General features: G+C 69.9%; 5 protein-coding genes. All 5 read left to right on the forward strand.

What is annotated here, in order from left to right; all coding sequences use genetic code 11:
- Positions 1 to 2: 2 nt before the first annotated feature.
- Genes ACYVN4_RS40495 through ACYVN4_RS40515 form a run of 5 tightly spaced genes read left to right on the forward strand, consistent with a single transcriptional unit; the run spans position 3 to position 13,122 of the window.
- Positions 3 to 5,957 carry an amino acid adenylation domain-containing protein gene (locus ACYVN4_RS40495; RefSeq protein WP_460728769.1) on the forward strand — a complete coding sequence of 1,985 codons (5,955 nt, stop codon included), beginning with the start codon at positions 3 to 5 and terminating at the stop codon, positions 5,955 to 5,957.
- A gap of 14 nt (positions 5,958 to 5,971) precedes the next feature.
- Positions 5,972 to 10,567, forward strand: coding sequence for an amino acid adenylation domain-containing protein (locus ACYVN4_RS40500; RefSeq protein WP_460728770.1), 4,596 nt, complete (start codon positions 5,972 to 5,974; stop codon positions 10,565 to 10,567).
- A gap of 40 nt (positions 10,568 to 10,607) precedes the next feature.
- Entirely contained in the window at positions 10,608 to 11,582 is a 975-nt protein-coding gene (locus tag ACYVN4_RS40505; protein WP_460728772.1) for an ATP-binding cassette domain-containing protein, read from the forward strand.
- A complete protein-coding gene (locus tag ACYVN4_RS40510) occupies positions 11,579 to 12,361 on the forward strand; it encodes an ABC transporter permease (RefSeq protein WP_460728774.1) in 783 nt (260 codons plus the stop codon). The genes ACYVN4_RS40505 and ACYVN4_RS40510 overlap by 4 nt, the downstream gene beginning before the upstream one ends.
- Positions 12,358 to 13,122, forward strand: coding sequence for an ABC transporter permease (locus tag ACYVN4_RS40515; protein WP_460728776.1), 765 nt, complete (start codon positions 12,358 to 12,360; stop codon positions 13,120 to 13,122). Before ACYVN4_RS40510 ends, ACYVN4_RS40515 begins: the two co-directional genes overlap by 4 nt.
- Position 13,123: the final 1 nt, after the last annotated feature.

Below are 13,123 nucleotides of genomic sequence, written 5' to 3' on the forward strand. Positions count from 1 at the left end.
ACATGGCGAACGATGCCAACACCCTGCTGGAGCGCCGCAAGGAACTGCTGCGCCGGCGGATAGCCGAGAGCGGTGTCGCCGCGGCGGCCGCCACGCCCGTCGCCGCGCCGCGCGCGACCGCGGGGGAGCGGCACCCGCTGTCGGACGGGCAGCGGCGCATGTGGTTCCTACAGACCCGTGACCCGGCCGACACCACCCTCAATATCTGTGTGGCATACCGGCTGACCGGTGAGCTGGATGGCGAGCGCCTGCGGCGAGCGGTGCGCACGGTTGCCGAGCGGCACGACATCCTGCGCACCACTTACGGTCTCGGTGAGGACGGCGAGCCGTATCAGCTCGCGCACGCCGATCTCGCGCCCGGCTGGGAGGCCCACGACCTGGGTGAGCTGCCCGAGGCCAGTCGCTTACGACGGCTGGAAGTGCTGGCGCGCAGGGAATTCGGCCGTCCCTTCGACCTGTCGGCGGAGTCGCCGCTGCGCCTCACCCTGGTGCGGCTGGCCGCCGACGATTTCGCTCTCATCTTGGTCGCCCATCACATCTGCTGGGACGACGATTCCTGGGGCGTCTTCTTCGGTGAGGTGAATGCCGCGTACGGCAGCACCGAACTCGGCACACTGTCCGGACAATTCGTGGACGTCGAGGTCTTCGGAGCCGACACGACGGGCTCCGACGCGGATCTGGACTACTGGCGCAACGCACTGCGTCCGCTGCCCGAGTCGCTCGAATTGCCGGGCAAGGGTAGCGATTCCGGCTCCAGGCAGGCCGAGCGCCGCACCCTCGCACTGTCCACCGACCTGATGGCGCGGGTCGACGCGTTCGCCCGTGAGCATCAGGCGACCCCGTTCATGGTGCTGTTGGCCGCCTACGAGGCCGTCGTTCACCGCTACACCGCCGCCGGTGACTTCCTGGTCTCGGTGCCGGTCACGGTGCGCCGCAATGCCCTTGCCGAATCCTTGATCGGCTACTTCGGCAACACCCTGCTGTTGCGCGCCACCCTCACCCCGCGTGGCAGCTTCGCCGCCTTCACCGACGCCGTCCGCGACACCTGCCTCGGTGCCTTCGCGCATCAGGGCGCGGGCATCGATGCGGTGGTGCGCGCCGCCAATCCGGAGCGGCTGGGCGGTAAGGACGGCCTCGATCAGCTGGTGCGCCTGGGCTTCAGTGTCCGCAAGAGCGCCGACGGTTTCGCCCTGCCCGGTATCGAGGCCACCCTGCTGGAGCTGGGCAGCCCGGTGACGCAGCTGCCGCTGAGCCTGGCCGTGGTGCTGGAGCCGACCGGCGCGTACCTCGAGGCCGAATACCAGCTCGACCAGCTCGACGGCCCGCTGATCGACCAATTGCTGTGCCACTACACGCAATTGCTGGACGCGGCGCTGACGGAGCCCGGCAAGCGCATCGGCGACCTGGACATTCTGGGCGCCGCCGATGCCGCGCGGATCCTGGCGCTCTCGCACGGCGAGCTGGTCGCCACCGCGCCGGTCACGATGGTCGACCTGTTCCAGGATCAGGTCGCCGCCGCACCCGACGCCATGGCCGTCGTCGCCCCCGACACCGGTGTCGAACTCACCTATGCCGAGCTCAACTGCCGCGCTAATCGCCTGGCGCACTGGCTGATCGGTGAAGGCCTCGGCGCTGAGGACCTGGTCGGCCTGCGGCTGTCCAACTCGGTGGAGTTCGTGGTCGGCATGCTGGCCGTGCTCAAGTCCGGCGCGGCCTACCTGCCCATCGATCCGGCCTACCCGGACGACCGCATCGACTATCTGGTCGCCGACGCCCGCCCCCGCCTGGTGCTGGGCCGCGTCGAGCTCGATGCCGCCGAACTGTCGGCGGCCGAACTCCCCGAACATGATCCGTCCGATGCCGACCGCCTGCGCGCGCTGGTCCCCGGCAATCTGGCCTACGTCATCTACACCTCGGGGTCGACCGGTAAGCCCAAGGGTGTCCCGGTGCCGCACGGCGCGATCGCCGAACACCTGGACGGGTTCGTCGCCGAATGGGGCATGACCGCGGAAGACCGCCTGCTGCAGTCCTCCTCGGTCAGCTTCGACGCCTCGCTGCTCGACATCTTCGTCACCTTCACCGCGGGCGCGCGCCTGGTGGTGCCGAAACCCGATGCGTTCCGCGACATTCCGTACGTGGCCGAGGTCATCACCCGCTGCGGTGTCACCGTGCTGCACATGGTGCCGTCCATGCTCAGCACCTTCCTGCTGCTGCCGGAGGTGAGCCAGTGGTGGGCGCTGCGGCACGTCCCGGTGGGCGGCGAGGCGCTGCCGGGCGAGATCGCCGACAAGTTCGCGGGCATCTTCGACGCGGAACTGCGCAACCACTACGGTCCGACCGAGGCCGTGGTGTGCGCGACGCACCAGGACGTGGTGGGCCCGCAGGGCACCCGCATCGTGCCGATCGGCACCCCCAACCGCAACGTCTACGTGTACCTGCTCGACGAGGCGCTGCAACTGGTCCCGGCCGGGGTCGTCGGCGAAATCTATTTGGGCGGCGAGCAATTGGCGCGCGGCTACCTCAACCGGTCCGGATTGAGCGCGGAACGTTTCGTCGCCGACCCGTTCGGCGGCCCGGCCGGAGTGCCCGGCGCCCGCCTCTACCGCACCGGCGATTTGGCCCGCCGCAATGCCGACGGTGAGATCGAATTCGTCGGCCGCGCCGACGAACAGGTCAAGGTGCGCGGTTTCCGCATCGAGCTCGGCGAGGTGGAGGCCGTGCTCGGCGGGCATCCGAGCGTGGGCCACTGCGTGGTCATCGCCACCGAGGACCCGGCGGTCGGCGCCATGCTCGCCGCCTACGTGGTGCCCGCGGCGGGTGCGACCGTGGACGCGGAACAGCTGCGCGCGCATGCCGCGACGGTGCTGCCCGAGTACATGGTCCCCGCCGCGGTCGCCGTCATCGACACCATCCCGCTGACCGTGCACGGCAAGCTGGACAAGCGCGCCCTGCCCACGCCGGAGCGCCGGGCCGCGCGCGGCTACCGGGAACCCGCCACCGCCGTCGAGATCCGGCTGGCCGCCGTGTTCGGGCAGCTGTTCGGCCGCGACCGGGTGGGCGCGGACGACTCCTTCTTCGAGCTGGGCGGGCATTCGCTGCTGGCGACCCGCCTGATCGTGGTGATCCGCAAAGAGTTCGGCGTCGAACTCGATGTGCGCGCTCCCTTCGACACCCCCACCGTCGCGGGCTTGGCTGCGCTTATCGAGGCCGCCCCGGCCGCCGTAGTGCGAGCCGCGACCCCGAGCCTGGCCAGACGTGTGCGGCCGGAACGGGTTCCGCTGTCGTTCTCGCAGTTGGCCATGTGGTTCCAGCGCAAACTGGAGGGCCCCAGCGCCGTCGGCAATATCCCGTTCGCCATGCGCGTGGACGGCCCGCTCGACCTCACCGCGCTGACCGCCGCGCTCGGTGACGTGGTGGCCCGGCACGAGGCGCTGCGCACCGTCTTCCCCGAGGACGCGGGCGTGCCGTATCAGTCGGTGCTGCCGGCCGGGCCGATCGACGTGCTGGTCACGGTGCTCGACGATCCGGACCGCCTGCCCGCCGAACTGGCCGAGGCCGCCGAATACTGCTTCGCGGTGGAATCCGAACTGCTGGTGCGCCCCAAGGTCTTCGTGCTGGACCGGCATGCGCATGCCATCTCGCTGCTGGTGCACCACATGGTCGCCGACCACTGGTCCTTCCGCACCATCCTGGCCGACCTGGCCGTCGCCTACCGCAGCCGCATCGACACCGGCAGTGCACCGCGCTGGGAGCCGCTCGCCCTCGACTACGCCGACTTCGCGCTCTGGCAGCGGGAATTGGTGAGCGCCGACCAGGACCGCATCGACTACTGGCGTGACACCCTCACCGGCCTGCCCGACGAGATCAACCCCGCCCACGACCATCCCCGCCCCGCCGTCCTCGGCAAGCAGGGCAGCATGACCGCCTTCGCCGTCCCCGCCGAGCTGCGAAATCGGCTCCGGACGCTGGCCGAGGCCGCGGGCGCGTCGGAATTCATGCTCTACCAGGCCGCCGTCGTCACCCTGCTGCACAAACTCGGTGGGGGAGTGGACATTCCGCTCGGCACCCCGGTCGCGGGCCGGTCCTATCCGGTCGCCTCCGACCTGGTCGGCCTGCTCGCCAATATGGTGGTGCTCCGCAACGACCTCTCGGGCAACCCGAGCCTGCGCACCGTGCTGGAACGCTCCCGCAATACCGCGCTGGCTGCCTACGCCAACCAGGACGTCCCGCTGGAACGCGTGGTCGAAGCGGTCAATCCGCCCCGCTCCCGCTCCCGCAACCCCCTGTTCCAAGCCATGATGCACTTCCGCGCGGAAGACTGGTCCGCCGGCGAAGCAGGCCTCGGCGAAGCCGAAATCTCGGTCCTCCCCATCGAATTCGACATCTCCCTCCTGGACCTGAGCATCAACTTCTTCGCCGGCACCGACGGCGGCTTCGACGCCAGCGTCATCATCAACACCGACCTCTACGAAGCAACCACCGGCGATCTGTTGGCCCAGCGCATGCTCCAGGTCCTGACCGCCTTCGCCGACAACCCGGACCTCGCCCTGAGCGACCTCGACGTGATGCCGGAGCTCGAACGCCGAAAGGTGCTCGAGCACTGGGCCACCGGTCCCGCCGCCGAAACACTTGCCGACCCGGAGTTGCTCGAACGTCTCCGTGCGATTCCCGCCGGGCGGCCCGCCGTGCGGTGCGGGGACGACGTTCTCACCTACGGTGAGCTCGCAGGGTGGGCGACGCGGACCATCGGCGGCGCCGCCACCGGCGATCGGAGCGGTGCTGACACCGGGCTCGCCGCCAAGGTGACGTGCCTGCTGGCCGATGCTGTCGCGGGCGGATGGGCCGTGGACCGTCGGTCGAGGATCGAAAGTGCCTCCGCCGCCGACGGGTTCGAGGATCGCCACTTGGTGGCGGCGGCCTGGGACAGCGCCGCACTCGTCACCGAACTGCTGTCGGCCATCACCACCGGCGCGACCGCGATCATCGCCGCCGAAGCCGAACGGGACGATCCGACCGCCCTGGTGGACCTGATCACGCGGTATACGCCATCCCGGGTGGCTGCCGACCCGGGTACCTTGGCCCGGTTCGTGCACACCGGCGTGTCCATGCTGCCGTCGGTGCGGCACTGGGAGGTGCTCGGAACCGACTGGCCCGCAGCGCTTCCCGATCTACTACCGGCGCTGTCGTCGGATTCCACGGCCACCTACGCGTATGCGGTGCCCGGATTCCCGGGGGTGGTGGCGCGCGGGTCGCTGACCGGCGCGGCGACCGCCGTCCCGGCCTCGGGCACGCGGGTGCTGGTCCTGGACGACCATCAGCGTCCGGTCCCGCCGGGAGTGGTGGGCACCGTGCACGTCGGGTCCGTGACCGGAGAAGCCCTGGTGCCCAGCGCTGATCGAGCGCGCTGGACCGTGCACGGTGAATTGGAGTTCGCCATCGAGCGCGAGCGGGCCGTCGCCCGCCCGTCGTCCACGGCGGGTGCCGCTGAATTCACCGGTGCCCCAGGCGGAGTCGACACCGAGGCGCGGCTGTGCGCCATTCTGGCCGAACTACTGGAGCTCGAAGTCGACGAGGTCGGCGGGGAGGACAACTTCTTCGCGCTCGGCGGGGACAGTGTCATCTCCATTCAATGGTCGGTGCGGGCCAACGAGATCGGGCTACCGCTCTCGCCGCAGCTGGTGTTCGAGTGCATGACCGTCACCGAGCTCGCGACCGCCGTCGACGCGGCGCTCGCGGCCGGGGTGACCACGGCGGATATCGCCGCGGCGGCGGGAGTGTCGGCGGCGGAGATATCGGCGGCCTTCGGTGGCAGCACGCCGGAAGCCGTTGCGGCTACTGCCGAATCATCCACGCCCAGTGCGATTTCCGACGTTCATGCCCACGCCCCGATGAGCGCCTCCGGCCTCGGCCAGGATGCCCTGGCCGCGCTCGGCGCCGCCTGGAAGGGCGCGCAGTGAGAGAGGATCAGCCCGTGACCGTCGCCCGGTCCAAGCCCGCCGAGATCGAGGACGTGCTGGCGCTGAGCCCGCTGCAGGAGGGCCTGTTCTCGCTGGCCCGCCTGGCCGACGGCGGCGTCGACCTGTACACCATGCAGTTCGTCATCGATATCGGCGGACCGGTGGACATCCCGGTGTTGCGCCGTAGCGTCGAGGCGCTGCTGATGCGGCATCCGAATCTGCGGGCGGCCTTCTGGGATCAGGATCTGCCCAAGCCGGTGCAGATCGTGCCCACCTGGGTGGACCTGCCGTGGACCGAGATCGACGCGCGGCCCGAGGAATTCGACGCGATCGCCACGGCCGACCGGGCGCACAACTTCGATCTGGGCAAGGGCCCGGCCTTGCGAGTCACCCTGGTGACGCTGCCCGGCGAGCGCCGCCGCATGATCCTCACCACCCACCACATCCTCATGGACGGCTGGGCGGTCGCGGTGTTCTTCCGCGAACTCATCGCCGTCTACGAGGCCGGGGGCGTGGCCGACGCACTGCCCGCGCCCCGCCCCTACCGCGACTACATCGGCTGGCTCGCCGCCCAGGACACCGCCGCCGCCGACCGGGCCTGGGCCGACTACCTGCGTCCGCTGTCGGGCCCGCTCATGCTCGCCGATGCCGGTGCGGCCGCCGTGGGCACCGTCATCCCGCAGCGCACCCGCCACTACCTCGACCCCGAGGAGACCCGGCGCCTGATCCGCTGGGCGCGCACCAACGGCCTCACCCTCGGCACCGTCATCCAATTCGCCTGGGCCGTCGTGCTTTCCCGGCTCACCGACCGCCGCGACCTGGTCTACGGCACCACCATCTCCGGGCGACCGGATGCGCTGCCCGGCGTGGAAACCATGATCGGCCTGTTCATCAACACCGTGCCCGCCCGCGTCCTGCTGAACCGCACCGACACCGTCCGCGACCAGTGCCGCACCCTGCAACGCGAGCAGGCCGCCATGCGCGACGCCGGCTACCTGAGCCTGTCCGCCATCCAGCGCACCGCAGGCCACGGCCCCCTCTTCGACGTCCTGTTCGTCTTCGAGAACGCCCCCATCGGCGCCGCCACCGACCCCTTGATCACCACCAACGGCACCCGCTTCCTCCCCGTCGCAATGGAAAGCCTGGTGCACTACCCCCTTTCGGTGGTCTCCCACCTGGAAGACAACCGCCTCGTCGTAGCCCTCGAAGCCATCGCCGAAGCCCTCCCGCACCTCCCGATCCCCGACCTCGGCGCCCGCATCATCTCCGTCCTGCGCCAACTCCCCGATCACGCCGATTCGACTCCGGACGCTCTGGACGTCCTCCTTCCTGCGGAGCGAGCCGTGGATCCTGCTGGGCAGCGGGATGGGTGGGCCATGCCTGCCTCGGTGCCGGAGCTGTTCCTGCGCCAGGTCGAGGCCGCGCCCGAGGCGTCGGCATTGAGCACCGCGACCGCGCACTACACCTATCGTGAGCTGCACGAGGCGGCCGGACGGCTGGCTGCCGAGCTCGAGGCGCGCGGCGTCGGGCCGGAATCCGTGGTGGCGCTGGCACTTCCACGCTCGGCGGACTCGATTGTCGCCATCCTCGCCACGCTGTACACGGGCGCGGCCTATGTGCCCGTGGACATCTCGGCCCCGGCCACGCGGATCGCCTCGATGCTGCGCCAGGCCGAGCCGGAGATGGTCGTGACGGTCGCGGCAAGCCAGCCGGTGCTGGCCGCCACGGCGGACCTCTCGCAGTCGACGCAATTCCTGGTGCTGGACGAGACCGCCACCGCCGAACGAATTGCCGCGCAACGGGCTGTCTCGCCGCGCCCGGTGCATCCGGAGACCCGCGCCTATCTGATCTTCACCTCCGGGTCGACCGGGGAACCCAAGGGCGTCATGGGCACTCATGCCGCGCTGGCCTCCTACTTCGCCGATCACCGGGACCGGGTGTACCGCCCGGCGCGGGCGCGGCTGGGGCGGGCCTTGCGGATCGCGCATGCCTGGTCGCTGAGTTTCGACGCGTCCTGGCAGCCGTTGATCGGGTTGTTCGACGGGCATGCGGTGCACCTGTTCGACGAGACCGAGATGCGGGACGCGCAGGGGCTGGTCGAGGGGATCGTCCGGCATCGGGTCGACATGATCGACACCTCACCGTCGATGTTCGCGCAGCTCGAGGCGGCCGGACTGGTCGACGGGGATCATCTCACCGTGCTGGCGTTGGGTGGCGAGGCCATCGGGCCAGCGTTGTGGGAACGGCTGCGCGCACTGCCGGATGCGGCCGTCTACAACTGCTACGGCCCGACCGAGACCACCGTCGAGGCGGTCGTCGCCACCATCAATACCGGTGGGCTCGAGGAGCTTTCGCAGGCCGGATTGGTCCCGGTGATCGGCCGCCCGGTCGATCGCATGGCGGGCTACGTCCTCGACTCCGCGCTGCGCCCGGTTCCGCGCGGTGTGGTCGGCGAGCTCTACCTGTCCGGCGCGCAGCTGACCCGCGGCTATGTCGGTCGGGCCGCGCAGACCGCCGACCGTTTCGTTGCTGACCCGTTCGGTTCCGGCGTGCGCATGTACCGCACCGGAGATCTGGTGCGGCAGTTGCCTTCCGGTGAGATCGCCTACCTGGGTCGCGCCGACGATCAGGTCAAGATCCGCGGCTACCGCATCGAGATCGGCGATATCGAGTCCGCCTTGCTGCGCCTGCCGGGTGTGCGCGAGGCCGCCGTCGTGGTGGTCACGCGGCCCACCGGGCCGACGTTGGTCGGCTTCGCGGTGGCCGACGATGCCAACGGGACCGCCTTACGCGCAGCACTTTCCGCGCATCTACCGGCCTACATGGTGCCCGCCCGCATCGTCACCCTCGCCGCTCTGCCGGTGACCCCGAACGGCAAGCTGGACGTGCGAGCGCTCACCGCTGCCGGGCTGAGCCTGCTCAGCGAATCCGGTTCGGGGACCGTGCCGCGCACCGCCACCGAACGCGCGTTGTGCGCCGCCTTCGCCACCGTGCTGGGCGGCCGCACCATCGGCATCGACGACGATTTCCTGGCCCTCGGCATCGATAGCATCGTCGCCATCTCCCTGGTGGACAAGGCCCGTCGTGCCGGAATACCGATCAGCCCGGCCATGGTGCTGGCCACCCCGACCGTGCGCGACCTCGCCGCGGCGGTGGATGCCCGTGCAGCATTGCGGGAGTCGGTGAAGTCGGAACAGCTCACCGAATACGGGGAAGTGCCCGTCACACCGATCATGCGGTGGATGTACGAGTTCGGCGGCTACCGGCGGCTCACGCTCTCCACGCTGGTGACGCTCCCGGCCGGAATCGAGTCCACACGACTGGAATCCACGCTGCAGGCCCTGCTCGACGGGCACGACATGCTGCGTGCCCGGCTCCACCACACCGAGGGCGAGCCCCGTCTGATCACCCGGGAACCCGGTATCGTGCGGGCTTCCGACGTGCTGACCGAGGTCCCTGTCGACGCCGATCTCGGTGGCGCACTGGAACTTCACTCTCGCGAAGCCATCGATCGCATCGACCCGGCGGCCGGGATCATGCTGCAGGCGGTGCGATTCCGCCGCCCAGCGGGCGATGTGCTGCTGTTGACCGTCCATCATCTCGCGGTCGATCCGGTGTCCTGGCACATCATCCTCGGCGACCTGGCCGACGCCTGGCAGCAGCTCGAAGCGGGCGAGACACCGCGCCTTGCAACCGAATCCACGTCCTACCGGCGCTGGGGTCAGCTGCTCGCTACCCGGGGCTCGGGCCGGGAAGTACAGTCCCAGCGCGATTTCTGGGCCGGACAGCTGGCGGGCGGTGACGCCCCGCTCGGCCACCGCCGACCGGATCCGCGCATCGACACCTGGGACTCGTACCGAATCACCCCGTCCTTCACCGACTCCGACGCGACCCGCGACCTCCTCGCGGCCACCGGTCACGGTGACCGAGCCGCCGGAATCCACGAATTCCTGCTCGCCGCCTGGGTGCTCACGCTCAACACCTGGCGGGCCGAACGCGGCCAGGACACCACGGCGGGCGCACTGGTGGCCATGGAGGGTCACGGCCGCGAGGACGCGCGGGTAGCAGCCGAGGCCGACACCGCACGCACCGTCGGCTGGTTCACCAGCGTCTACCCGCTGCGCCTGGCCGCCGGTTCCGGCATCGACGTGGCCCGCGCGCAGGCCGATCCGGCCGCCGCCACCGTGCTGCTGGAAACCGTTGCGGCACAGCTGCACATGGTGCCCAACAAGGGCCTGGACTACGGCACCCTGCGCTACGACGGCAGCGCACCGGAACTGACGGCCGACGCGGAACCACAGGTGCTCTTCGACTACCTCGGCCGCATGGACCTGACCGCGGGCACCGGCACGGACGCGCCCTTCGCACCCGTCACGGATCTGGCCCTGCATCAGCGACTCCCGATCGCGCCCGAGCCGGATATGCCGCTGCGCTACGCCCTCGATCTCATTGCCGCGATCTATCCGGGCGCGCAGGGCCCACAGCTGGTCGTCCTCTTCCGCTGGAGCGCAGCACTTTTCGACGACACCGATATCGCGCGGATCGCCGACATCTGGCAGCGGGCCGTCGCGGCGCTCACGGCCGCCCATGCCGCGCTCAGCCCCGCCTGACAGGTGCATTCCAGCCCCGCCTGACCCGAATAACCCAAGGATGGAGAACCAGGTGTCGCAATCCACCACGGACGCGGCCATTGTCGTCGAATCCGTCGAGAAATCCTTCGGCGCGGTCCACGCCCTGCGCGGCATCAGCTTCAGCGCACCCACCGGCAGCGTCCTGGGCGTGCTCGGTCCCAACGGCGCGGGCAAGACCACCACGGTCTCGGTGCTGTCTACCCTGGTCCGCCCCGATGCGGGCCGGGCCCTGGTGGCCGGGCACGATGTCGTCCGCGAGGCCGACGCCGTGCGCGCCTCCATCATGCTGACCGGCCAATACGCCGCCCTGGACGAGGTGCTCACCGGCCGTGAGAATCTCGTGCTGTTCGCACGCCTGATGGGCCTGCGCCCCAAGCCGGCCCGCCACCGCGCCGACGAACTGCTGGAACGCTTCGATCTCACCGCGGCCGCCGACCGCCGCGTGGGCCAGTACTCCGGCGGCATGCGCCGCCGCATCGACATCGCCTGCGGCCTGGTGCGCCAACCGCGCGTCGTCTTCCTGGACGAACCCACCACCGGCCTCGACCCGGTCAGCCGCCAAAGCCTCTGGTCGCTGGTGCGCGAACTCAAACAGCAGGGCGTCACCATCCTGCTCACCACCCAGTACCTCGAGGAGGCGGACGCCTTGAGCGACAACATCATCGTCGTCGACAAGGGCACCGTCATCGCCGAAGGCACCGCCGACCAACTCAAGGCCCGCTCCGGCGCGAGCTACTGCGAGGTCGTCCCGGTCGAAGCCGCCGACGTGCCACGGGTACGCACGGCACTCGACGGCCTCGGCGACCTCACCGTCCCGGAATCCGCCGACCGTGTCGCCCTTCCCGCCCCCGACGGCGCGGCCACCCTCGCCGAAGTCCTGCGCCGCACCACCGCCGCCGACATCGCCCTCATCGACATCGCCCTGCGCCGCCCTTCGCTCGACGAGGTCTTCATCGAGCTCACCCGCCCGCAGTCCGCGGGAGTCAACGCATGACCGCACGAACAGACGCTCCCGAATTCCGTGTTCCGGCGTCATTGCAATGGAAGGCATTGAGCGGCCGCACTATTCGCGCTGCCCTGCGTGAGGGGGATATCCCGTTCGGGTTCTTCGCGCCGATGATCTTCTTCCTGTGTTTCTATGTGCCGCTGCGCCGGTCCATGGAGGAGGCCGGTGGCATCGATTACGCCCAGTACCTGCTACCCGTCATCGTGCTGCAGGGCATGTTCTTCACCGCCATGTCGGCCGGTGACCGGGCCGCGCGAGACACCTTCAGTGGCATGGGAACCCGGCTGCGGTCGATGCCGGTGCGGCCGTGGCTGCCCATGGCGGCGCGCATGTCCGCGAATCTGGTGCGGGCGGGTGCGGCCATCGCGGGCGCGCTGGTGATCGGGTACGCCTTCGGGTTTCGTTTCCACGACGCGGCGGGAGCGTTCGGATTCCTGTTGCTCGCACTGGCTTTCGCGGCCGCGGTGGTGATCGGCGCGGACGCGCTCGGCGTCGCCACCGGCAAACCGGAGATCGGCGCATCCGCCCTGCTGGCCCCGCAACTGCTGCTCACCATGATGTCCACCGGTCTCGTCCCGGCCGAGGCGTTCCCGGGCTGGATCCAGCCGTTCGTGCGCAATCAACCCGTCTCCCAGGCCGCCGCCGCGCTGCGCGGCCTCGCCGAAGGCGAATTCCCTGCCGCCGTGGCCATCTCGGCCGCCTGGTGCGCCGGACTCATCGTCGTGTTCACCGCATTGTCGGTACAAGTGGAAAGGCGGCGGCGGTGAGAACCCTGCTGGATCAGACCCTCGTCGAGGCCGGTCGCCTCATGCGCCGCTGGCCCCGCGAACAGGAGGTGCTCACCTCCACCCTCATCCTCCCGATCCTGTTGCTGCTCATGTACGAACTGGTCCTGGACAAGGTGCTCACCGGCCCTTCCGGCGCGGACGCCAGCTACGGTTTCGTCCCCATGATCGCCATCACCGGCGCCATGTACGGCGCAATGGGCACCGGCCTGTCCCTCTACGCGGAACGCGAAAGCGGCCTGCTGCGCCGCTTCTGGGTGCTACCCGTCCACCGTTCCGCCGGACTGCTCGGCCGCCTGCTCGCCGAATGCGGCCGCACCCTGGCGGGCACCGTCGTCATCGTCGCCCTCGGCATGGCCCTCGGCCTGCGCTTCCACCAAGGTCCCTGGGCCGCACTGGCTTCGGTGCTGATCCCGGTTCTACTCATCCCGGGCATCTCCACCATGGTGATCACCGTCGGCGTCACCAGCATGGGCAACAAGGTGGTTCAGCTCTTCTCCGCGATCACCCTGCTGGGCCTGTTCTTCAACTCCGGCTTCGTCCCGGTCGACAACTACCCCGGCTGGCTGCAACCGATCGTCCGTGCCCAGCCCATGAGCTGCGCCATCGAAGCCATGCGCAACCTCACCCTGGGCGGCCCCGTCGCCACCCCGATCCTGCAAACCCTGGCCTGGTCGGCCGGTCTCGCAGCGGTTTTCGGCGCGCTGGCCGTACGCGGCATCCGCACGGCCGCCCAGAGCTGAA

It is taken from the genome of Nocardia heshunensis (assembly GCF_054782115.1).

Bases quoted from the DNA above. Each gene is read 5' to 3' on its own strand.
- ACYVN4_RS40495 (WP_460728769.1), top strand. From the start codon at position 3: ATGGCGAACGATGCCAACACCCTGCTGGAGCGCCGCAAGGAACTGCTG.
- ACYVN4_RS40505 (WP_460728772.1), top strand. From the start codon at position 10,608: ATGGAGAACCAGGTGTCGCAATCCACCACGGACGCGGCCATTGTCGTC.
- ACYVN4_RS40510 (WP_460728774.1), top strand. From the start codon at position 11,579: ATGACCGCACGAACAGACGCTCCCGAATTCCGTGTTCCGGCGTCATTG.